This is a genomic window from Aeromonas sp. Marseille-Q5825 (genome assembly GCF_946892685.1).
Lineage (GTDB): Bacteria > Pseudomonadota > Gammaproteobacteria > Enterobacterales > Aeromonadaceae > Aeromonas > Aeromonas rivipollensis.
The window spans coordinates 616,894-638,036 of sequence record NZ_CAMPOU010000004.1 but is presented as its reverse complement, the minus strand read 5'-3'; the positions used below and the strand labels follow the sequence as shown (position 1 = coordinate 638,036).

The window sequence follows — 21,143 nt, the reverse complement described above, 5'->3', positions numbered from 1 at the left end:
TGTTATCTGACGCTGGGTTATTGCTGAACTTCCGATACCCCTTGTACCTTGACCTCTACCCGGCGATCCGGGGCCAGGCAGACGATCAGGTCACGCCTGGACTGGTTGGTGCAGCTCTCGCCGGTGACAGGAGAGCTCTCGCCGTGTCCTTCCACGTTGACCTTGCCGGCAGGCAGCCCCTTGCCAACCAGATAGTCGGCGACTGTCTGCGCGCGCTGCTCGGACAGCTTCTGGTTATAGGCATCGGAGCCGAGACGGTCGGTATAGCCGATGACGGTGGCAGAGCCATCCTTGGGTCTGGCTTCCTCAATCTGGGTGTAGAGGGTATCCAGTGCCTGGCCGGCTTCCGGCTTGAGGGTGGCCTTGTTGAAGTCAAACAGCACATCCGAACTCAGGGTGAACTGCTTGTCGACCACCACAGGCTCGGGAGCCGGGGCCGGGGCTGCAACCGGCATGGCCGGCGGGACCTGGCCGAAGCGATAGACTGCGGCCAGGGAGAGCAGGCCGTTGTCCATGCGCAGGCCTGTGTCTTCACGACTGCCGTAAGGGGTGCTGTATTGGTACTCGAGGCGAGCTGCCCAGTCCAGGTTGAAGGCGTACTCGGCGCCGAGCGCACCGACGAAGGTGAAGTCGTTGTCGTTGTCCAGCTTGTCACTGCTGGTCCAGCCGTAACCACCGCCGACGCGACCATAGAGATCCAGGTTTTCAGCTACCGGGAAGCCAAGCTTCAGCGTCAGCTGCGCCAGCTGCGCCTCGACATCGTCGTTGAAGACGGCCGCATTCCGGGTGCCGTTGTATTTGAGTTTGCCAAGGTAGTCGTAACCGAGCTCGATCCCCAGGTTCTGGTTGATCTGGTAACCGGCGAAGACACCGGCCCCCACTTCATCGTCATCCTTGTCTTCGGTGGAGATACTGTTGCTCTCGTCGACGCCGTAGAAGTTGGACCAACCCAGTTTGGCACCGCCATACCAGGTATTGTCTTGTCCGGCTGCCTGAGCGTTGGCCGCAAGCAAGCCTGAAACCAGCAAGGTAATCAGTGTTTTGTTCATATGAAGCCTCTGCAATTTGTCTGTGGGAGAGATCGAATGGATATCGCCTCGCCTCATGGGTTGGGCCTTTTTCGAGCCGCAACTCGCTTAAAAGTAGCTCGCTTTTTTAAAATCACAAGCAACTGATATAAAACATATTGTGATAACAATGTGCATCATAGAGGAGTCGGCTGATGACCGTGGGGGTATGACCCAATTCTGTGATGGGCGTCATGTGAGTTTTATTTTGTCGTTGTGGGAAACAACTGACACCATTAAAGAGGCCGACGTGAAGTCGGCCTTTTGCATCTGCTTGCCCATCACTGGGGGATGAACTCGTACTCCCGTTCGATGAAGGTGGCGGCGCGCTCGCTCAGGGCGGCGTGCACGGCCGTGGTCGGGTGGACCTGATCCCAGAACATCTTGCCTTCACAGTTGAGCTCGCTGGTGCTGCGGCGAGCCATCGGACTGGCAACGGCCTGGGCCAGCAAGGGGTTGCCGGCGATGGCGAGGCGCTCCTGCGCATTGAAGGAGGCAAGCTGGCTGTCGGTGGTGGCACTGCGGGACGAGAACGGCTTCCACACATAGCCCCCGCCGTAGCAGGCGTTCTCGGTGTCACTCAGGCCGAAGTTCTGCGGATCCCGCAGCATCTCGGCGAATTGCTTGTCGATCTCGAACAACTTCACCATGCCGGTAGGGGCCAGCTGGCGTGCCAGGTTCAGCAGCAGCTCGTTGTGATAGCGGGAGACATGGCTGGCCGCCTCCACCACCTTCTGGCTGCGAGCCGAGGGGTTCTGGCCCAGATCCGGCAGGTTGAACAGCAGGATCTGCTTTGCCCCATGAAGCACCATGCGGTTGGCCGAGTCACTGATGACGTCGCGCACCCGCTTGGCGTCCAGCTCGGTATTCCAGCCATAGGCCAGATAGTCGTTGGCGCCGACCCAGAGGATCACCAGATCGTCCTCCTTGAAGCTGTCCTTCTCCAGGAATTGGGTGATCTCATAGTCCAGATTGTTGATGACCTGATACTTGGGATTCCAGGAGATCTTGTTGTAAGCCACGGCAGTGGCACCGCCTTCCGCTTCATTGACTATTTTCAGCCCCGGGAACGGCTGGGTCAGCTGCTCCAGCCAGACGGGGCCGTTGGAGAAGCGGCCCTGGTAGTAGGGCGGGCTGGAGGGAAGATAACCGCGCATCTTGCCGTACATCTTGCCGGTGTCGGAGAGGCTGTCGCCGAACATCACTATGCGGGAGAAGGGGGGACGCGTCTCGGCGGCATGGGCCGTCAGGGCGAAGAGCCCCAGTAAACACAGAAGCCATTTGTTCATCTTGCTGTTCTCATGGAGTGGATGCAGGCGCTGCCTGCGGGCTGTTCCTCGAAGGCAAGGGGCTGGGGACCCCTGTTGCCAGGCTGCACGGTATCCACTCGAATACAATCTTGCAGCAAGCCATGGCCATTAAATCGATTGCGGTCACATTGGTCTCCCCTGGATGGGGGAGGCTTCACGTTTGTTTCACGCCAGCCCGGGCAAGATGCCTGCATACCCCAATGACAGGAGCGTGAAAATGAACAAAGCAAAGGTAATCGGCCTGGTGGCCCTGATGTCCGTCTCTTCTTTCGCCATGGCGGCCTATACCGGCCCCCAGGAGCAGAACAAGGTCTCGGTCGCGCAGTTGAAAGACGTGGCAGATGATCAGTGGGTGACCCTGGAAGGCAAGCTGGTCAAGCACCTTGGCGGCGAGAACTACACTTTCCGCGATGAGAGCGGCGAAGTGGAAGTGGAAGTGGACGGGGACGTGTGGCGCGGCGTCGAAGTGGGCCCGAACGATCTGATCCGCATCCGCGGCGAGGTTGACCACAGCTGGAACAAGACAGAGGTTGAGGTCGAGCACCTGGAGAAGGTAGGTGCCGCTCCCCAGAGCAAGGGCGGCTTCATCGCCAAGTAAGTTCGCAGACCATGCTGACAGCAAGGGCGCTACATAAGCGCCCTTGCTGTTTTTGTGGCTGCCGTCAGCCCGCCCGGACGGCGACGGTACGCTTGAACCCCTTCTCGGCCTGATTGACCTTGTAGAGGTAGCGACGGGCCTCCGCCTTGGGGTGCTGCTCGGTCAGCACCTGATAGACAGCCTCGGGAGAGAGGCGGTTGATCATGTCTGGGGCCGCCTTGCGGTTGCTGGAGAAGGTGTTGAGCACCCCGCCCGCCCCGCCGTTGTAGGCGGAGATCACCGCATAGCGACGGGATTGGGGATCCTGGATATCCGCCAGATAGACGGTCTGCAGCAGGTGCAGATAGGCAGTCCCCACGTCTATGTTGTAGGCCGGATTGAACAGATCCTCCCGGGTCGGCTGGCCGTTCTTGCCCTTGACCCTCACATAGACATCACGTCCGGCGGTGGCCGGGATCACCTGCATCAGGCCATAGGCATTGGCATGGCTGACCGCATAGGGGTTGAAGCTGCTCTCTGTCTTGATCACCGCATAGATCAGGCTTTCGGCGACCCCGTACTTGCGGGAGGCCTCGCGGATGATGCTGGCGTACTTGTAGCCGCGCTTGTCCTCATGGTTGGCCACCATGGGGATGTCGACGAAGAAGATGGTGCGAATGCCGAGGGTGCGCTTCTTCATCGCGCTGGCCAGCAGGTAGTCGGCATAGCGCTCCGCGCGCCAGCCGGAACGGATGGCCTGACCCTGGGTGTCCAGCACCTGGCCATAGAGGAAGGGCTCGCCACCCGGCATGATCTCCCTGTCCGAATAGAGATCCACTTCCGCCGGATCGTCCGGGGTCAGCAGCGTCTCTATGATGGCGCGGCGCAGGTGGGCGCGGGGATCTATGCCCGAGACAGTCTCCACCATGATGTGGCCGCTGGAGAAGTCGACGTGGGCCCGGCTCTTGTATTGATCCGTGTATTTGACGTAGTCAAACTTGCCCGCAAACAGTGCCTCGCGTCCCCATATCTCGTTCACGTTATGGGAGAGCGCACTGATCATGTGTTCGAAGCCGCGGATGTCCTTGCCGTTGACCAGATCCTCGTCTTCTGCCCCGGGTTTGGGAGAAGAGGAGCAGGCAGAGAGAAACAGCAGGGCGCACAGCAGCCAAAAAATTCGACCCATAAGATCCTCAAACTGGGCGGTGGGGCCGCCCGTCACTCATTTGCCTTGAACCAGAAGAGGGCCAGCCGTCGATGGGCACTCACCTGGATCACGGGGACAACGCATTGGCACCGGGGTGGGAACCGCATGGCCGCAGATGCCGGGCTTCGGCACTCTGCGCCCTGCTCGCCTACTCGGTTTACTGGCTGGGAGGGGTGTAACCGTCGATGGCCACTTCACCCGCTTCAAACAGGTAGTTCACCATCTCTTTTTCCAGCAGCTGGCGATGCTCGAGATTCATCATGTTCAGCTTCTTCTCGTTGATCAGCATCACCTGTTTCTTCTGCCATTCGGTCCAGGCTTCCTTGCTGATGTTGTCGAAGATCCGCTTGCCGAGTTCGCCGGGATAGAGTTGGAAATCCAGGCCAGGACCCTCTTTTTTCAGACGCTGGCAAAATACGGTACGGCTCATGTTGACCTCTGTGGTTGTAAGTCCGGGTAGGCGAGCAGGCGGGCCGTGGCGGCCGCCAATCCCACCTCGGCAGGATGGCGTAAGTTATACCAGAGTCGGGAATCCGCTTCCATGAGCAAGGGGGGCGGCGGGGCAGCCATTTCGATCAGCAAGGGCCGAATATCGAGGTGGAAGTGACTGAAAGTGTGGCGAAATCCAGCGAGCTCCCGGTAGTCGGTCTCATCGAGTCCCAGCCCCTGCAGGCGCCCTTCGATCTCGGCCAGGGACTCCACCTGGGGGAAGCAGTAGAGGCCGCCCCAGATCCCCTGGGGGGGACGCTTCTCCAACAGCAGCTGGTCACCGTGGCGAATGATCAGCATGATGCCGTTGCGGGCCGGAATGCTCTTCTTCGGTTTGCTGTTGGGGTAGGCGGTGGGGTTGCCCTGCGACAGCCCCTGGCAATCGGCCTGCACCGGGCAGCGATCACAGGCGGGCTTGCTGCGGGTGCAGACGGTGGCGCCCATGTCCATCATGGCCTGGTTGTAGTGGGCCACGCCTAGCCTTGGGGTGAGGCGGGTCGCCAGCTCCCAGAGATCGTTCTCCACCTGCTTCTGGCCTGGCCAGCCCGGCAGTGCCAGCCAGCGGGTGAGCACCCGCTTGACGTTGCCGTCCAGAATGGCGTGGGGCTGGCCGAGGGAGAGGGAGAGCACGGCACCTGCGGTGGAGCGACCTATCCCGGGCAGGGCCATCACCTCGTCCAGCCGCTCCGGAAACAGGCCGCCGTGCAGATCACGGATCTGCTGGGCCGCCTTGTGCAGGTTGCGGGCGCGGGCGTAGTAACCGAGCCCGGTCCAGTGGTGCAGCACCTCGTCGATGGGGGCGTCGGCCAGCGCCAGCACATCGGGGAAGCGGGCCATGAAGCGCTGATAGTAGGGGATGACGGTGGCGACCTGGGTCTGCTGCAGCATGATCTCGGAGACCCAGACCCGGTAGGGGGTCTTGTCCTCCTGCCAGGGCAGGGTCTTGCGGCCGTGGATCTGGTACCAGTCCAGGATCCGGGTGGCGAAAGTCGCGTTATCTGAGTTGCTCACATTACTCCCATGTTATTGATTTAAAACAAAATTAACCCACTTGTAGCGGTCTTTGTGCTGATACCAGTACAACGCCAGGGTGGCGAAAGTGCTGTTATCTGAATGGCTCACGGGGTTCTCATGTTTTGATTAAAAAGGGGAGCTCTCTGGCTCCCTCTTGAAATGCCGGCCAGGCCCGCAGGCCCGGCTTGCCATTGTGGCTCGCTCAGCCGCGCCAGTCCTGCAGCGCCTTGAGGCTGACATGCTGACCGCTGACCTGCAGGATGATGTAATCCTGGGCGATGGCGACCAGCAGCACCCCGGGGGCGATTTCGCTGCCCTCGTGCAACTCCCGCCCGTTGAGCACCACGGCGCGTTTGGCCGGGTCGGAGGAGAAGTTGTGGGCGCCATAGGTCAGGGGAGGCACCTGCTGCTTCAGCGCAGGATCCAGGGCGCTGATCGGCATGGCGCCGGACTGGGGCTGGGCCTGGGGCGCCGTCTCTTCCACCAGCGGGGTGTTGTTGAGGGCCATCATGATGCGCTCTGCCAGGCTCTGGGTGCCGTTGCCGTTGCTGGCGGTCGCCGTCGCGGGGGCGGCGGCAGCGGCTTTGGGCTGCACCACGGGTTCTGGCAGGGGCGGAGGCAGCGGGCGGGTGATCATGGGTCTGGGTTCGACCCGCACGAAGGGGGGCGTCACCACCTCCTTCACCTCGATCTGCTGTTCGATGGGCTTGAGATGATAGAGGTGCCAGCCATAGTTGGCTGCCGCCCCCATGATCAGGGCAAGGGGTGCCAGTACCCACCAGATCCAGCGACGGTTAGGCTCCTCCTCCTGGCTCACGGGCAGGCCCATGAGGGGCATGTGGGGGGTAAACTGGGGTTGATCGGCGCGGCGCAAGGCCTTGAGCAGGGTAGACATCAGGAGGCCTCCTCCACCAGGGGATCCATGGCGTCATCCGCCACGGCATCCAGATCGACAGGGGTGCTGGCCCGCAGGGATTCATCCTCCAGCCTCGGCATGGGTTCACCGGCCACCACATTCAGGCGCAGCAGGGTATTGCTGCCGGCGATGCCGTCCGGGGTCAGTCCCTGCTCGCGCTGGAACTGCTGCAGCTTGTCCTTGAGGGTGGCATCGAAGCGGCTCACCTTGCGATCCGGTTGCTGCATGGCGCGGCTCAGCGCATTGTCCAGCCACTGCACCTGGGTTGCACCGGCATTGCTGCCGATCAGGGTCACCCCGCCCTTGGGCATGCGCCACAGCAGGGTATAACTGCCCCCCCAGGCGTCGGAGAGCCACTGCCTGTCCACCTGCCAGCTCTGATTGCCGATGAGCAAGGAGGCCTTGTCCGGCCCGAGACTCACCAGGGTGGCATAGTAGAGGCCGCCGGTCTCGTCGGTCAGGCTGATGAGGGCCGGGTGTTGCAGGGCCTGCAGTTGTGCCAGGCTGGCTTCCCCCTCCTGGCAGCGCAGCCCGGCGCGGGGGGCGTCGTCACAGGTCGACTCCTCCAGCTCGGTCTGGTAGCCCCACACCCTGTAGAGATTCTGCATGGCCACACCGGGATCCAGTGCCTGATTGATGGCGCGGGTCAGCTGCTCCTGCTGCTCAGGGGTGTCATCCACCTTGACCGGCACTTCCACCTTGACCAGGGGGCGGGTCGGGAAGACCCCGAACCACTGCCAGCCCCACCAGCCGGTGGCGACCAGCAGGGCGCCGGCCAGCGCGACCAGCAGACCTGACTGCCAGGTGCCCTCGTCGCGGATGCCGCTCACCTCATAGGCCGACTGGCTGATGTCGCCGTGCACTATCTTGTGGCTGCCGCGGGCGAAGGCGGCGATCAGGGCGCGATCGCAGATGAGGTTGATGAGGCGCGGGATGCCGCCGGAGAGGCGATGCAGAGTCTGGATCGCCTTGGGGGTGAAGATGGGCTGGACGCAGCCTGCCACCTGCAGCCGGAAGCGCACATAGGCATCCACGTCCTGGCGGGAGAGCGGCAGCAGGTGATAGCGGGCCGTAATGCGCTGGGCTAGCTGGCGCAGCAAGGGCTGGCGCAACATCTGTTGCAGCTCCGGCTGGCCGATGAGCACCACCTGCAGCAGCTTCTTCTCGTCTGTCTCCAGATTGGTGAGCAGTCGCAACTGCTCCAACACGCCGGGGAGCAGATGTTGGGCTTCATCCACCAGCACCACGCTGCGCTTGCCCGCCGCCAGGTTGGCCAGCAGGTGATCGCGAATGAGATCGAACAGCTGCTTGAGGCTGGCCTCCTGGGCATAGGGCAACTGGAACTCGTCACAGATGGCTGCCAGCAGATCCCGCTCGGTCAGGGAAGGATTGAGGATGTAGGCGATCTCGGTCTCGGCGGGCAACTGCTGGAGCAGGCAGCGGGAGACTGTGGTCTTGCCCGTACCCACTTCCCCCGTCAGCAGCACGAAGCCGCCACCGTCCTGCAACCCGTAGTTGAGGTGGGCGAGGGCCTCCCCGTGACGTTCGCTCATATAGAGGTATTTGGGGTTGGGCGAGATGGAGAACGGGGGCTCCGACAGACCGAAGAACTGTGTGTACATAAGGATCCATTCCATTGTTATGGGCGGCAGGTTAAAGCCTCCCCAGAGGGATGTCAAAGACCCGGACGCCATAAGAGGGGCATCATAGCCGGTGCCCCAAATGCCTGGGGTGATCGCGCCCGGATTATGGCAATAAGCGGCCATCTTCCGGTGCTTTCTCCCGGGGCAGCGGGCGGGCCTCTTGCGGGCGCATCGTCTATGACGGCCAAAAGCGGTATCATCGAGGCAGGTTTATCGAGGGAGAGTGCGCGTGCAGATTTATCTGGTTGGGGGGGCGGTCCGTGACCGCCTGTTGGGATTGCCACAGGGGGACAGGGACCATCTGGTGGTCGGTGCCACTGTGGAACAGATGCTGAGCCTGGGATTCACCCAGGTCGGCCGCGACTTTCCGGTGTTTCTCCACCCCAGTACCCAGCAGGAGTACGCCCTGGCGCGCACCGAGCGCAAGCAGGGGCAGGGCTATACCGGCTTCGTCTGCCACGCCGCCCCCGAAGTGACGCTCGAACAAGATTTGCTGCGCCGGGATCTCACCATCAACGCCATCGCAGAAGACGAGAGCGGGCAACTGCACGATCCCTATGGCGGCCTCCGGGATCTGGAGGCGCGGCTGCTGCGCCACGTCTCCCCGGCCTTCGCCGAGGATCCCCTGCGCATCCTGAGGGTGGCGCGCTTCGCCGCCCGTTTCCATGAGCAGGGTTTCGTGGTGGCCCCCGAGACCCTGGCCCTGATGCGGGAGATGACCGACGCCGGCGAGCTCGCCCACCTGACCCCGGAGCGGGTCTGGAAGGAGCTGGAGAAGGTGCTGCTGGGGCAGACTCCCAGGGTCTTCTTCGAGGTATTGCGCGACTGTGGCGCCCTCAAGGCGCTCTTTCCCGAGCTGGATGCCCTGTTCGGGGTGCCGGCCCCCGCCAAGTGGCACCCTGAGATAGACACCGGCATCCACACCCTTATGGTGTTGGATCAGGCCTGCCAGCGTTCCCCGGATCTGCCGGTCCGCTTCGCCGCCCTCTGCCACGACTTTGGCAAGGGCCTGACCCCGCCCGCGTTCTGGCCGAGCCATCACGGCCACGGCCAGAAAGGGTTGCCGCTCATCCGGGATTTCTGCGAGCGGTTCAGGGTGCCGAACGACTGCCGCGACCTGGCCCTGCTGGTGAGCGATCTGCACACCCACATCCACATCGCCTTCGATCTCAAGCCGCCGACCCTGCTGAAGGTGTTCGACAAGGCGGATGCCTGGCGCAGGCCGGAGCGTTTCGCCCAGCTGCTGGATGCCTGCCGCGCCGACTTCCACGGCCGCACCGGTTTCGAAGAGAAGGTCTACAGCCAGCCGGACTATGTGGCCCAGGCCCTGGCGGCGGCCCAGGCTGTGCCGGTCAAGGAGATAGTGGCGGCGGGCTTCAAGGGGGAGGGGATCCGCGAGCAACTCGCCAAGCGGCGGCTCGATGCCATCAGCCGGGTGCGCGACGAGTGGACCTTTATCGACGAATAAGCGCCTCTGCAGGGTCGATGAGCTAAGCGCCAGCGACCGTTTGAGGCAACTCAGAGGCATAAAAAAGCCCGGGTCACTGACCCGGGCTTTTTGCTGTGAGGTTGCTTAAGAGAAGCAGGCCTGCAGCACGTAGAAGATGGCGATGGCCAGGATGGCACCTGCGGGCAGGGTGATGACCCAGGAGACCACTATGTTGCGCAGCACGCCCAGGTTCAGGGCGGCTATGCCACGGGCCAGACCCACCCCCATCACGGCACCGACCAGGGTCTGGGTGGTGGAGATGGGCAGACCTGTCCCCGAGGCGATCACCACAGTGGCGGCGGTGGCCAGCTGGGCGGCGAAGCCACGGCTCGGGGTCAGGTGGGTGATGCCGGTGCCGACGGTTGCCATCACCTTCTCACCCATGGTGGCCAGACCGATGACGATACCTATGCCGCCAAGGGGCAGTATCCACCAGGCGATGTGGGAATTGCCGGTGATCTGGCCGGCACTCTCGACTGTGGATACCACGGCGGAGAGCGGGCCAATGGCGTTGGCCACGTCGTTGGAGCCGTGGGCGAAGGCCATGGCGCAGGCGGTGATCACCATCAGGATGCCGAACACCTTCTCCACGTTGGCGAAGTGCATCTTGTTGTCATCCTGCGGGTTGTACTGCTGACCGCGAATGTAGAACCAGCCGCCGATGGAGAGGGTCACCGAGATGGCGATGGAGAGGAGTATCCCCTCGCCGTCGCTCAGGTGCAGACCGACGTGGGTCAGCCCCTTCTTGATGGTCACCAGACAGATGACCAGCGCGGTCAGGAACATGTAGAAGGGGACATAGCGCTTGGCGTTGGCCAGCGGGTTGTCGGTGTTGAAGATGAGCTTCTGCACGCTGATGAACATGAAGTAGGCGATGATGCCCGAGATGGCCGGTGTGACCACCCAGGAGCCGACTATGCCGCCAAACTTGCTCCACTGCACCGCTTCCGGGCCGACGCTCACCACGGCGAAACCGACGATGGCCCCTATGATGGAGTGGGTAGTGGAGACGGGCCAGCCGAAGTAGGAGGCCAGGATCAGCCAGAGGCCGGCCGCCAGCAGGGAGGCTATCATGCCAAGCACCAGCAGATCCGGGGTATCGGTGAAGGCATTGGTATCTATGATGCCGTTGCGGATGGTCGCCGTGACTTCGCCGCCGGCCAGATAGGCACCGGCGAACTCGAAGATCATGGCGATGATGATCGCCTGACGTATGGTCAGAGACTTGGTGCCGACCGATGTGCCCATGGCGTTGGCGACGTCGTTCGCACCTATGCCCCAGGCCATCAAAAAGCCGAACAAGGCCGCCACGAGCACCAGGGTGGTGCCGTAATTTGCGATAATGTCCATTAGTAGTGTTTACCCAGTCAGTCGATTACGAACGAGCCAGCATCAGTTCCAGACGGGCGCCAACGCGCTCGGCCTGATCAGCCAGGTCACCTACCCATTCGAGGATCTTGTAGAGGAACATAACGTCGATCGGATTGTATTTGTGCTCAACGGCTTGCAGCTGTTGGCGCAGCCCGATCTGCATGGTGTCAGTATCGTCCTCGATGAGATCCAGCTGGTGGATCATCTCGGCAACCATTTCAACTTCACGTCCTTTAAAGCCGGTTTCGAGCAGCTCATCGAGTTCTCCGATGGCTTTTTCGGCTTGGGCGGTCGCATCGATACAACGTTTGAGATAGGCCATGAAATCGGCACGCATCTCGGTGGGGAATTCCATTTTGCGGCCAAGCATGCGGCCGGAAATATCCTTGGCACGGTTGGCAATCTTGTCCTGTTGCGTCAGCAGTTCCAGCAGATCGGTACGGGCGACCGGCAGAAACAGACCGCGAGGCAGTTTGAGGCGAATTTCGCGTTTGAGAATGTCCGCTTCTTTTTCCAGCTGGGCTATCTGTTGCCGGATTTTCTCGGCATCTTCCCAACGGTCTTCGGCAACGGCATCAAAGAAGGGAACCAATTGCTGGGAGCACTGGTGAACCTTGACGATATGCTTCTGCAGCGGCTTGATGGGGGACTTGGCAAAAAGACCCAAAATAGTATTTACTGGCATGGCCAAACCTGTGTCGGTGAAAAAACACTCGATACGATTTTATGAGGGGCGCAGGATAACCGAACTGTGCCATCAATAAAACCGTGAATTAATCCTTATCTATCGCTGGCATTATATCCTCGCGACCCGGATCATGCCCCCCAAAGTTGCCTGCCTGCCCGGAATGACTATGCAAACTGAGATCGAGATAAAGTTTTTCGTCACCAGCAATATTCAAGAATCTCTCTCCAACTTTCTGAATTCACTTGAAATTATCTCCTCTGAGCAAGTCAGGCTCGGCAATGTCTATTTCGATACGCCCAAGCTGGATTTACGCCGGCTCGACATGGGATTGCGGATCCGCCGCAGCGACCATTTTTCCGAGCAGACGATTAAATGCCGTGGCCAGGTGGTCGGCGGGCTGCACGCCAGACCCGAATACAATGCCCCGGTGAGCGGGGATCTGCCGACCCTGTCCGCCTTCCCTGATGACATCTGGCCGAGTCTGGCCGTGCGCGACGAGATCCATTCCAGTCTGGTGGCCCAGTTCAGCACCGACTTCCTGCGCCGTCACTGGCTCATCGCCTTCGAGGGGGCCCAGATAGAGCTTGCCTGGGATCGAGGGGAGATTGTCGGCACCCTGGGGCGCAGCGAGATCGACGAGTTGGAGCTGGAGCTCAAGTCAGGCGACGCCCGCGCCCTGTTCGGGCTGGCGGCGCGGCTGGCGGAGCTGGGTGGCGTCCGGTTGGGGGCCCAATCCAAGGCGCAGCGGGGCTATCGGCTGGCGGGGCTCGGCAAGCCCCTGACGGCGCAACCCTTGCCGGATGTCGGCGGGCTCGATGGCAAGGCCTGCATCACGCTCGGTCTGCAGCTCTGGCAGCATCACGAGCAGCTCTGGCTGGAGTGCGGGGATGAGGAGCGGCCGCTGGCGCTGCAAGGAATGCTGCAGGGTTGTGACCTGGTGGCCGAGGCCGCCGAGAACCTGGCGCAGGTCCCTGCCTGGTTGCCCGCTCTTAGGGGGCAGCAGCGCTTGCTGGCAGAGGCTGAGGAGGAACGGCTTTCGGCCCTGCTGCACGGCGCCGATCTCGTGGGCCTGCAACTGGCCATAGCGGCCTGGTTGCACCTGGATTCTTGAGGGTTCAGGTTTGCACTGAATGCAAAAAAGGTGAGCCCAGGCTCACCTTTTTGTTTGCTGATGGAAAGCGCCCGCCGGGCTCAGTTCACCACGGCCACGTTGATGCTGCCATTGCCCTGGGTCATGCGGACCCGGGCGCCGGGCACAAAGGTGGGGCTGGCCTTTTGCACCACGACGATGGATTCGCCGGTCTCTTTCTTGATCTCGAGCTCGACGCCATCGACCTGGTTGAGCTTGTCACCGGCAGCCTTGCCGGCGGCGGCACCTGCGATGGCGCCCCCGGCGGCGGCGATGTCACTGCCGCGACCGCCCCCTATGGTGCTGCCGAGCAGGCCACCGACCACGGCGCCGCCTATGGTGCCGATCAGGGAGTTCTCATCGGCCTGGATCTTCACCGGACGGGTGGAGATGATGGTGCCGTAGCTGACGGTCTGGACCTGCTTGGCGCGATCCTTGGTGTAGACATCGCCGGAGTAGACGTCGCTGTTGGCACAGCCGGTGATGGCGGTGGTGGCGGCCAGCAGAGTGACGAGAGCGATACGTTTCAACATGATGGGCCTCCTGGGCGGGCATCGGGTTAATCGGTTTGATGCAATCCACTCTACGCCAACCGGATTGTGCATTAAACCCGCAAAGTGTAACCAATTATGTGACCTGAACGGCGGTCAGCCCACGAAACGGGTCAGGTCAGGGCCTTTTCCAGCAGCAGGCGATCCTCCCCGGGGCCGAAATAGCCGGGCTCCTCGGCTAGCAGGGCGTAGCCGAGGCGCAAGTAGAGGCGCTGGGCCGGATTGGCCGGATCCACCGTCAGCCTGACTCGCGCCACCTGCAGCTCCGCCAGTGCCTGCTCCACTCGCAGCATCATGCGCTCGGCCAGGCCAAAGCCGCGGGCCTCGGGCCGCACCGCCAGAGAGAGCAGCCAGCCCTGCGACCGATCCTGACCCAGGCCCCCCAGGGCATAACCCAGTAGCCTGCCCTCCAGTTCCGCCACGACCAGCAGGGCGGGCCACAGATCCATGGCCTGACGGAAGAAGAAGGCGGGGTAGACATCCTCCCCGAAGACGTCGGCGTCGATCTGCCAGATGGCGTGCATGTCGGCGTGGGTGGCAATGCGCAAAACGGGGGACGGCTGCATCTGGGCTCCTGTGATGGCGGCTGCCGGGGGGCAGTCAAAAAGAGGGCACAGGGTAGTGGGCCCGTCAGGCTGATGCAAGCGGGTCTGGTTCGGAGGGCGGGCAGGGGAGATGAACAGATCGCGCCTCCCGGCAGGGAGATATGCCGCTCTAAGGGCAAAAAAACAGGGCCCGCAGGCCCTGTTTCACCGGACAAACTCGGTTGTCTGCGATCAGATGAGGCGGGTCGCCTGCTCCAGCCAGGCGAGATCCTCGCCGTCCAGCAGCGGGCTCAGGCGGCGGTAGACCTCGGCATGGTAGTCGTTGATCCAGCGGAACTCGGCCTGGCTCAGCAGGCTGCGATCGATGAGGCGGGTATCGAACGGAACATAGGTCAGCCGTTCGAAGCCCAGCATCGCCAGCTCGCCCACCTGCTCCAGCTCGGTCACCACCACCAGGTTCTCGCAGCGGATGCCGAAGCCGTTTTCCCGGTAGTACCCCGGCTCGTTGGAGAGCACCATGCCCGGTTGCAGGGCCACCAGGCTGCCTTTGGGGGCGATGCGCTGGGGGCCTTCGTGCACGCTGAGGAAGTGGCCGACCCCGTGGCCTGTGCCATGGTCGTAGTTGTAACCGGCCTGCCACAGAGGCATGCGGGCCAGCACGTCGAGCTGGATGCCGGCGGTGCCACGGGGGAAGCGGGCCTGATCCAGGGCGATATGGCCCTGCAGCACCCGGGTGAACATAGCCTTGTGCTCGTCGGTGACTTCACCGACCTTGACGGTACGGGTGATGTCGGTGGTGCCGTCCAGATACTGGGCGCCGGAGTCCACCAGGTAGATGCTGTCCTGACCGAAGGGGCGCGGGGTGCCGTTGGTGTGACGGTAGTGACACATGGCGGCGTTGGGGCCCAGCGCCGATATGGTGTCAAAGCTCGGCTCGACGTAGTGATCCTGCTCGCGGCGGAAGGCTTCCAGGCGATCGGCCAGGGTGCCCTCATCCATATCCTGATAGTCGCCGGAGGCGATAAGGCGATCCAGCCAGGCGAGGAAGCGGGTGACGGCGACGCCATCGCGCAGATGGGCGCGCTGCATGCCGGCCAGCTCCACGGCGTTCTTGCACGCCTTGGGCAGCATGGTCGGATCCTGCCCTGCCACCAGGATGGCGCCCGCCTCCTCCATGGTGAGCTGGGTCCAGGCGTTGGCAGTGTTGGGGTCGGCCAGCACCTTCTGCTGATCCTCGCCGATGCGCTGCAGCACGTCACCCAGCTTGTCGATGGGGTAGACGGAGACATCCTGCCCCACGTGGCGGGTGAAGGCGATGCAGTCGATCTTGTCGGTGTCGACGAAGAAATCCATGCTGGTGTTGGCGTAGAGCACCGCAAAGCCCAGCACCACCGGCAGCCGCTCCACGTCGCGGCCACGCAGGTTGAGCAGCCAGTTGATTGGCTCTGCCTGGGTCAGCAGCACGGCATCCAGCCCGCGCTTGCGCAGATCTGCCGCCAGCAGCTCGCGCTTGGCCTGGCTGGACTGGCCCGCCAGCTCTTCGCTGTAGAGGATGACAGGGGTCTTGGTTGGGGCGGGGCGATCGCTCCAGTGCAGATCGATGGGGTTCTCTTCGACCCGAACCAGCGCTATGCCGCGCTCGGCCAGGATCGGCTTGGCACTCTGGTACCAGGCGAGGCTGTGCAGGCGGGGATCGAAGCCGACCCGGGCGCCGGACGGCAGTTGTTCTGCCAGCCACTGGACGTGGGGATCTTCGTTCAGGTGAAGAAACTCAAACAGCTCGGCCGGTGCCTGCATGCGGGCCTGCACCGTATAACGACCGTCGACGAACAGGGCCGCCCGCTGCGCCAGTATGATGGCGAGGCCGGCGGAGCCGTTGAAACCCGTGATCCAGTCCAGACGTTCGGCATAGGCGGGAATGTACTCCCCCAGATGCTCGTCGTCGTGGGGAACGATGAAGGCGTCCAGTTCCAACGTGGCCAGAGTGGCCCTGACCTGGGCGACGCGGGTTTCAATAATCTCGAAATGATTCATGTCGTTATTGCCAGATTGTGATGATGTGAGTGTTCACTGATTGTGGCCGCTTGCCAGGATCTGTCGGATCGACTGGCCTGCCGCCTCGATATGTTGCTTGAGCAGGACCACGGCCTCGTGCTTGCGGCGGGCGCGGCACAGCTCCAGCAGGTGGGCGTGTTCGCGCTCGGCCTTGTCCACGCCGCCCTGGGCGAACAGCAGTTCGAAGCGCACGTAGCGATCGCAGCTCAGATTGATCTGGGCGATGAGATCCAGTGCCTGGGGACGATTGGCGGCCTGATAGAGGGTGGCGTGAAAACTGTGGTTCAACTCGGCCCAGTGCTCGATCTGGGTGCCGGACTCCAGCGCCAGATCAAACTGGGCCAGGATGGCTTGCGCCTTGGCGAAGGTCTCCTCCGTCATCAGGTCGACGGCGTGGAACAGGGTATCGGCTTCCAGCAGCGCCCGCAAATAAAAGAGCTCCTCGATGGCCGAGGCGTCCAGCATGGTGACTACGGCGCCGCGATGGGCCTCGAACTTCACCAGCCCCTGGGCCTCCAGCTGCATCAGCGCCTCCCGCACCGGAATGCGGCTCACCGCCAGCTCCTTGGCGATGGCATCCTGGCGCAAGGGGGCGCCGGCGGGAAACTCCCCACGCAATATCCGGCCGCGGAGGTTCTCCATCACCATCTGGGTTCGGGTCTTGTAGGGTAGGGTCATGCTTGAGTCACGGGCAGGTTGCAAAATTGTATATTGTATAAAGTTTGGCTGAATCTAACGCGCAACCGCCTGCAAGGCAAGGTTTGGCGGGAGCCATATGCCGCCTGTCGGCCAAAAAAATACCGGCCAGCTGGGCTGACCGGTATGGGGTTGTCACCTGGACGGGGCGCAGCTTACAGCTGCGGGCCCGCAGCGACCAGGCGTTTGCCTTCGTCGTTGTCGGTGAAGCGCTCGAAGTTCTTGATGAAGCGCTGGGCCAGATCCTGGGCCTTGGCGTCCCACTCGGCCTGGTCGGCATAGGTGTCGCGCGGGTCGAGGATGGCCGGGTTCACATCGTGCAGCTCGGTCGGCACTTCCAGGTTGAAGATAGGCAGCACCTTGGTCGGCGCCTGCTCGATGGAACCATCCAGGATGGCATCTATGATGGCCCGGGTGTCCTTGATGGAGATGCGCTTGCCGGTGCCGTTCCAGCCGGTGTTCACCAGGTAGGCTTCGGCCCCTGAGGCTTCCATCCGCTTCACCAGCTCCTGACCGTACTTGGTCGGGTGCAGGCTGAGGAAGGCGGCGCCAAAGCAGGAGGAGAAGGTCGGCGTCGGCTCTGTGATGCCGCGCTCGGTACCGGCCAGCTTGGCGGTGAAGCCTGACAGGAAGTGGTACTTGGTCTGCTCCTTGGTCAGCTTGGCGACCGGAGGCAGCACCCCGAAGGCGTCGGCGGTCAGGAAGATCACCTTGTTGGCGTGACCCGCCTTGGAGACCGGCTTGACGATGTTCTCGATGTGATAGATGGGGTAGGAGACGCGGGTGTTCTCGGTCTTGGAGCCATCATCGAAGTCGATGGTGCCGTCGGCTGCGACCGTCACGTTCTCCAGCAGGGCGTCGCGACGGATGGCGTTGTAGATATCCGGCTCGGCCTCTTTGGAGAGCTTGATGGTCTTGGCGTAGCAGCCCCCTTCGAAGTTGAACACGCCGTGGTCGTCCCAGCCGTGCTCGTCGTCACCGATGAGCTGGCGCTTGGGATCGGTGGAGAGGGTGGTCTTGCCGGTACCGGAGAGGCCGAAGAAGATGGCCACGTCCCCATCCTTGCCCACGTTGGCGGAGCAGTGCATGGAGGCGATGCCGCGCAGGGGCAGGAAGTAGTTCATCATGGAGAACATGCCCTTCTTCATCTCGCCACCGTACCAGGTGCCACCGATGAGCTGCATCTTCTCTGTCATGTTGAAGGCGACGAAGTTCTCGGAGTTGAGACCCTGCTCCTTCCAGTTCGGGTTGGTGCACTTGGCACCGTTCATCACCACGAAGTCCGGCTTGAAAGTCTTGAGCTCTTCCTCGCTCGGGCGGATGAACATGTTCTTCACGAAGTGCGCCTGCCAGGCCACCTCTGTGATGATGCGCACCGCCAGGCGGGTGTCCGGGTTGGCGCCGCAGTAGCCATCCACCACGAACAGGCGCTTGCCGGAGAGCTGTTTGGTCACCAGGGATTTCAGATCTGACCAGACTTCCGGGGTGATTGCCTTGTTATCGTTCTTGCCCTGGTCAGACCACCACACAGTATCCTGGGTGGTGCCGTCCTTGACGATATATTTATCTTTCGGGGAACGACCGGTGAAGATGCCGGTGTTGACATTGACGGCGCCGAGTTCGGTAACGACGCCACGTTCGAATCCTTCCAGGTCTGGGCGGGTCTCTTCTGCGAAAAGCTGCTCATAGGAGGGGTTGCGAACGATTTCCTGGCTGTTTTTGATACCGTACTGGTCCAGTTTCAGTTGTTGTGCCAGGGCGGGTTCTACCACGATAGTCATTATGTTCTCCTGGGTTCAGAGGTGTGTAGGGTTCTATCTGGCGTCCATACTACTACCTAGGTGGTAGTTTTTAGCGATCGCCATCAAACTTTATAAAATAGGGTATTTTTTTGTTATTTAAGTTAAAGGCGGGTTTTGCCCGCCTTTATTTAGTGTAACTTGTTTGCATCATTACCGGGAGCCCCGCTGAACAGGGTTTCGATGTCTATTCCATCAAATTGGTAGTGAGCGCCGCAGTAATCGCAGTGCATGTCGATCTTGCCTAGCTCCTTCACCATGGCCACCGCTTCCTCCTTCTCTATCTGCAGCAGAGCCCCTTCGCAGCGAGCGCGGGAGCAGGTGCAGCGGAACTCGATCGCCTGGGGATCGAACACCCGTACCTTGTCCTGATGGTAGAGGCGGTAGAGGATCTCTTCGGCCTCCAGACCGAACAACTCTTCATCCTTGATGGTGCTGGTGAGCTGGATCAGGTGGTCGAAGTCGGCGCCGTGATCCTCGCTCCGGGCGGGCAACTCCTGCAGCAGTATGCCGGCAGCGCGGGGCTGGCCCTGGTGGTGGCCGGTGCGGATCCAGAGCCGGGTGGCGAGTTGCTCGGACTGGGCGAAGTACTGCTCGAGGCAGGTCGCCAGGGTGTCGGCCTCGAGGGCTATGATGCCCTGATAGCGCTCGCCCTCTTCAGGGGTGATGGTGATCACCAGCTGGCCGTTGCCTACCAGGCTCTGCAGCTTGTCGTCGGTCGGCAGCTCCCCTTCATAGCGGGCCACGCCGCGCAGTTGCTGGTTGTGATCGCCGTTGATCACCGCCAGACGCACCGGGCCGTCCCCTTGCAGCTGTACGGTGATCGAGCCTTCGAACTTGAGGGTGGCGGTCAGCAGGCTGGTGGCGACCAGCAGTTCACCCAGCAGTTTCTGTACCTGGACCGGGTAGTTCTGGGCATCGACGATGTGACGATAGGTACTATCCAGCTGGACCAGCTCCCCCCGGACTTCGTACTCTTCGAACAGATAGCGATACAGGAGATCTTGGTTACTCATCATGCTTTCCTAGGGTTTTCTGGGGGAAAAGATAAATACATTGTTAAACAGGTGGTTAGGAACTAATTCCCGCTCCTGTCGTCATAAAGGGGCCACAAGGGCGAGTCAGTATTGCTTGACCTTGATCAGCTGGCGTCGTTCCTGCTTGTCGGGGCGGCGCTCCGGGCTTGGGGCGAACTGGCTGTTGAAGCGCCTCGCCTCGCTGTTCTGGGCCCGTTTCTTCAGACTTTCCTCGGTCTCTTCATAGAGCTGCTGGGCCAGGGGGGCGGCCTTGCGCTGCTCGCTCACCTCGAGCACCCGCACCTCCCGTTCGTCCTGGCCCTGCCAGAAACGGACGAGGGCGCCGACCTCGACGGCCTTGCCCGGTTTGCTGCGCTGGCCGTTGTAGTGCACCTTGCCGCCGTCGATCTGATCCCGCGCCAGGCTGCGGGTCTTGTAGAAGCGTGCCGCCCACAGCCACTTGTCGAGGCGGACCTGAGTGCTGCTTTGTGCTGGATTCGACATGGATCGGCTCCGGGATGGCTGAAAAGGGAGCCTGATTATACCAGAGGCAGGGCCCGGGATAGAAACAGGGGGAAGCGGGGTGTGACGGAATCTGAATTTTCACAGCTTGATCCCATCCGGTCGGTTGTCTCTGGGTCCATTGCCGTACACAATAGCCAACCGATTTGGATGCCAGAATATTTTGATAAAGATGACGCTACCGTTCAGGGATGACTTGTTGAGCTCCCTTCTGGCTCGTTGCAAGTCAGTGCCACTCTCCCGTTTCAGCCAGCCTCTGTTCTGGCTGCTGCTGCTGTTGCTGGCCCAGCAGTGTGCCGTGCTCACCTGGCGTCTGTTCGATCTCACCCAATCCCCCCGGCCGCAGCCCTGGCAGCCTGCGGTCACTCCGGGCCAGGGCGCCGGACCTGCCCGCCTCGATCTTGGCAACCTCAGCCGTCTCTCCCTGTTTGGCAAGGCGCCGCAGCCGCAGGCCGACAAGGTGGCCCAGGCGGCCCTGATCGATGCCCCCAAGACCCAGCTCAATGCCCAGCTCAACGGGGTGCTGGCCAGTACAGAACCCAGCAAGTCCATCGCCATCATCGCCCACAACGGCCTGCAGAACTCCTATGGCATAGGGGATTACATCGACGGCACCCAGGCCAGGATCCGTCAGGTGTTTGCCGACAGGGTCATCATAGCCCGGGACGGCCGTGACGAGACCCTGATGCTGGATGGGGAAGAGTACGGCAAGCCGCTGCCCAAGGTGACGCGACAGGGGGCCGAGCTCTCCTCAGTTCGCAGCGAATTGATGAGCAATCCTGGCAAGATCACCGATTATCTCAATATTTCTCCGGTCCGGGTGGATGGTCGCATGGTCGGCTATCGCCTCAATCCGGGCAGCAATCCTGAAGTGTTCAATCAACTCGGACTGGTCGCCAACGATCTGGCGGTCAGCATCAATGGTCTGGATCTGCGGGACAACGCACAGGCCATGCAGGCGATGCAGCAAGTGGCGGGCGCCACGGAAATGACCGTCACCGTCGAGCGGCAAGGACAGCTCTACGACGTCTATGTCGGCTTGTCAGAATAATGAATTGG

At 61.9% G+C, this 21,143-nt stretch carries 20 protein-coding genes; 4 read left to right on the top strand and 16 right to left on the bottom strand.

What is annotated here, in order from left to right; translation table 11 throughout:
- Positions 1-17: 17 nt before the first annotated feature.
- Both ompA and OC537_RS13580 read right to left on the bottom strand, forming a co-directional pair.
- A complete protein-coding gene (gene ompA / locus OC537_RS13585; RefSeq protein ID WP_163137597.1) occupies positions 18-1,049 on the bottom strand; it encodes a porin OmpA in 1,032 nt (343 codons plus the stop codon).
- Positions 1,050-1,348: 299 nt separating this feature from the next.
- Positions 1,349-2,356, bottom strand: a complete 1,008-nt coding sequence (locus OC537_RS13580; RefSeq protein ID WP_262111966.1) for an SGNH/GDSL hydrolase family protein — start codon at positions 2,354-2,356, stop codon at positions 1,349-1,351.
- Positions 2,357-2,594: 238 nt separating this feature from the next.
- Between OC537_RS13580 and OC537_RS13575 the strand changes: the two genes are divergently transcribed.
- Positions 2,595-2,975 (top strand): YgiW/YdeI family stress tolerance OB fold protein, encoded by a 381-nt coding sequence (locus OC537_RS13575; RefSeq protein ID WP_106885729.1) that lies wholly within the window; start codon positions 2,595-2,597, stop codon positions 2,973-2,975.
- A 64-nt stretch (positions 2,976-3,039) separates the two neighbouring features.
- Here OC537_RS13575 and mltC read toward each other — a convergent pair whose 3' ends face one another.
- The 5 genes from mltC to OC537_RS13550 form a co-directional block, all read right to left on the bottom strand.
- Entirely contained in the window at positions 3,040-4,140 is a 1,101-nt protein-coding gene (gene mltC, locus OC537_RS13570) for a membrane-bound lytic murein transglycosylase MltC (protein WP_106885730.1), read from the bottom strand.
- Positions 4,141-4,318: 178 nt separating this feature from the next.
- Positions 4,319-4,591, bottom strand: a complete 273-nt coding sequence (locus OC537_RS13565) for an oxidative damage protection protein (protein WP_025328361.1) — start codon at positions 4,589-4,591, stop codon at positions 4,319-4,321.
- The gene (gene mutY / locus OC537_RS13560; RefSeq protein WP_262111961.1) at positions 4,588-5,661 is read right to left on the bottom strand and encodes an A/G-specific adenine glycosylase; all 1,074 of its coding nucleotides are present in this window, start codon (positions 5,659-5,661) and stop codon (positions 4,588-4,590) included. Before mutY ends, OC537_RS13565 begins: the two co-directional genes overlap by 4 nt.
- Positions 5,662-5,866: 205 nt before the next feature.
- Positions 5,867-6,559 carry a GspB family T2SS assembly factor variant ExeB gene (gene exeB, locus OC537_RS13555; protein WP_262111959.1) on the bottom strand — a complete coding sequence of 231 codons (693 nt, stop codon included), beginning with the start codon at positions 6,557-6,559 and terminating at the stop codon, positions 5,867-5,869.
- Positions 6,559-8,202: an ExeA family protein gene (locus OC537_RS13550; RefSeq protein ID WP_262111957.1), complete on the bottom strand. Its 1,644-nt coding sequence runs from the start codon at positions 8,200-8,202 to the stop codon at positions 6,559-6,561. Before OC537_RS13550 ends, exeB begins: the two co-directional genes overlap by 1 nt.
- Before the next feature lie 250 nt (positions 8,203-8,452).
- Here OC537_RS13550 and OC537_RS13545 point away from each other — a divergent pair, with 250 nt between their 5' ends.
- Positions 8,453-9,691, top strand: coding sequence for a multifunctional CCA addition/repair protein (locus OC537_RS13545; RefSeq protein WP_139745302.1), 1,239 nt, complete (start codon positions 8,453-8,455; stop codon positions 9,689-9,691).
- A gap of 105 nt (positions 9,692-9,796) precedes the next feature.
- On the opposite strand, the gene OC537_RS13540 is transcribed toward OC537_RS13545, so the two are convergent.
- A complete protein-coding gene (locus OC537_RS13540; RefSeq protein WP_106885734.1) occupies positions 9,797-11,062 on the bottom strand; it encodes an inorganic phosphate transporter in 1,266 nt (421 codons plus the stop codon).
- Between the two features lie 25 nt (positions 11,063-11,087).
- Complete coding sequence (locus tag OC537_RS13535) at positions 11,088-11,768, bottom strand: TIGR00153 family protein (RefSeq protein WP_025328355.1); 681 nt, start codon at positions 11,766-11,768, stop codon at positions 11,088-11,090.
- A gap of 169 nt (positions 11,769-11,937) precedes the next feature.
- Here OC537_RS13535 and OC537_RS13530 point away from each other — a divergent pair, with 169 nt between their 5' ends.
- The gene (locus OC537_RS13530; protein WP_262111952.1) at positions 11,938-12,882 is read left to right on the top strand and encodes an inorganic triphosphatase; all 945 of its coding nucleotides are present in this window, start codon (positions 11,938-11,940) and stop codon (positions 12,880-12,882) included.
- 80 nt (positions 12,883-12,962) lie between these two features.
- On the opposite strand, the gene OC537_RS13525 is transcribed toward OC537_RS13530, so the two are convergent.
- The 7 genes from OC537_RS13525 to hslR all read right to left on the bottom strand — a co-directional run bounded on the left by OC537_RS13525 (position 12,963) and on the right by hslR (position 20,066).
- Complete coding sequence (locus tag OC537_RS13525) at positions 12,963-13,433, bottom strand: glycine zipper 2TM domain-containing protein (RefSeq protein WP_111910541.1); 471 nt, start codon at positions 13,431-13,433, stop codon at positions 12,963-12,965.
- Between the two features lie 131 nt (positions 13,434-13,564).
- Positions 13,565-14,017, bottom strand: coding sequence for a GNAT family N-acetyltransferase (locus tag OC537_RS13520; protein ID WP_111910540.1), 453 nt, complete (start codon positions 14,015-14,017; stop codon positions 13,565-13,567).
- 210 nt (positions 14,018-14,227) lie between these two features.
- Positions 14,228-16,030, bottom strand: a complete 1,803-nt coding sequence (locus tag OC537_RS13515; RefSeq protein ID WP_171276889.1) for an aminopeptidase P family protein — start codon at positions 16,028-16,030, stop codon at positions 14,228-14,230.
- 33 nt (positions 16,031-16,063) lie between these two features.
- Entirely contained in the window at positions 16,064-16,729 is a 666-nt protein-coding gene (locus OC537_RS13510; protein WP_106885739.1) for a GntR family transcriptional regulator, read from the bottom strand.
- Positions 16,730-16,902: 173 nt separating this feature from the next.
- On the bottom strand, positions 16,903-18,528 hold the full coding sequence (gene pckA / locus OC537_RS13505) for a phosphoenolpyruvate carboxykinase (ATP) (protein WP_106885740.1): 1,626 nt from the start codon (positions 18,526-18,528) through the stop codon (positions 16,903-16,905).
- Positions 18,529-18,677: 149 nt separating this feature from the next.
- A complete protein-coding gene (hslO, locus tag OC537_RS13500) occupies positions 18,678-19,562 on the bottom strand; it encodes an Hsp33 family molecular chaperone HslO (protein ID WP_262111946.1) in 885 nt (294 codons plus the stop codon).
- Between the two features lie 105 nt (positions 19,563-19,667).
- Entirely contained in the window at positions 19,668-20,066 is a 399-nt protein-coding gene (hslR, locus tag OC537_RS13495) for a ribosome-associated heat shock protein Hsp15 (protein WP_111910536.1), read from the bottom strand.
- A gap of 217 nt (positions 20,067-20,283) precedes the next feature.
- On the opposite strand from hslR, the gene exeC reads away from it, so the two are divergent.
- Positions 20,284-21,135 (top strand): GspC family type II secretion system variant ExeC, encoded by an 852-nt coding sequence (gene exeC, locus OC537_RS13490; RefSeq protein WP_303807833.1) that lies wholly within the window; start codon positions 20,284-20,286, stop codon positions 21,133-21,135.
- Positions 21,136-21,143: the final 8 nt, after the last annotated feature.

What these genes read in the sequence shown, in the direction of transcription:
- ompA (WP_163137597.1), bottom strand. Translation starts at nt 1,049, where the DNA reads ATGAACAAAACACTGATTACCTTGCTGGTTTCAGGCTTGCTTGCGGCC.
- OC537_RS13580 (WP_262111966.1), bottom strand. Translation starts at nt 2,356, where the DNA reads ATGAACAAATGGCTTCTGTGTTTACTGGGGCTCTTCGCCCTGACGGCC.
- OC537_RS13575 (WP_106885729.1), top strand. Translation starts at nt 2,595, where the DNA reads ATGAACAAAGCAAAGGTAATCGGCCTGGTGGCCCTGATGTCCGTCTCT.
- mltC (WP_106885730.1), bottom strand. Translation starts at nt 4,140, where the DNA reads ATGGGTCGAATTTTTTGGCTGCTGTGCGCCCTGCTGTTTCTCTCTGCC.
- OC537_RS13565 (WP_025328361.1), bottom strand. Translation starts at nt 4,591, where the DNA reads ATGAGCCGTACCGTATTTTGCCAGCGTCTGAAAAAAGAGGGTCCTGGC.
- exeB (WP_262111959.1), bottom strand. Translation starts at nt 6,559, where the DNA reads ATGTCTACCCTGCTCAAGGCCTTGCGCCGCGCCGATCAACCCCAGTTT.
- OC537_RS13550 (WP_262111957.1), bottom strand. Translation starts at nt 8,202, where the DNA reads ATGTACACACAGTTCTTCGGTCTGTCGGAGCCCCCGTTCTCCATCTCG.
- OC537_RS13540 (WP_106885734.1), bottom strand. Translation starts at nt 11,062, where the DNA reads ATGGACATTATCGCAAATTACGGCACCACCCTGGTGCTCGTGGCGGCC.
- OC537_RS13535 (WP_025328355.1), bottom strand. Translation starts at nt 11,768, where the DNA reads ATGCCAGTAAATACTATTTTGGGTCTTTTTGCCAAGTCCCCCATCAAG.
- OC537_RS13530 (WP_262111952.1), top strand. Translation starts at nt 11,938, where the DNA reads ATGCAAACTGAGATCGAGATAAAGTTTTTCGTCACCAGCAATATTCAA.
- OC537_RS13525 (WP_111910541.1), bottom strand. Translation starts at nt 13,433, where the DNA reads ATGTTGAAACGTATCGCTCTCGTCACTCTGCTGGCCGCCACCACCGCC.
- OC537_RS13520 (WP_111910540.1), bottom strand. Translation starts at nt 14,017, where the DNA reads ATGCAGCCGTCCCCCGTTTTGCGCATTGCCACCCACGCCGACATGCAC.
- OC537_RS13515 (WP_171276889.1), bottom strand. Translation starts at nt 16,030, where the DNA reads ATGAATCATTTCGAGATTATTGAAACCCGCGTCGCCCAGGTCAGGGCC.
- OC537_RS13510 (WP_106885739.1), bottom strand. Translation starts at nt 16,729, where the DNA reads ATGACCCTACCCTACAAGACCCGAACCCAGATGGTGATGGAGAACCTC.
- pckA (WP_106885740.1), bottom strand. Translation starts at nt 18,528, where the DNA reads ATGACTATCGTGGTAGAACCCGCCCTGGCACAACAACTGAAACTGGAC.
- hslO (WP_262111946.1), bottom strand. Translation starts at nt 19,562, where the DNA reads ATGAGTAACCAAGATCTCCTGTATCGCTATCTGTTCGAAGAGTACGAA.
- hslR (WP_111910536.1), bottom strand. Translation starts at nt 20,066, where the DNA reads ATGTCGAATCCAGCACAAAGCAGCACTCAGGTCCGCCTCGACAAGTGG.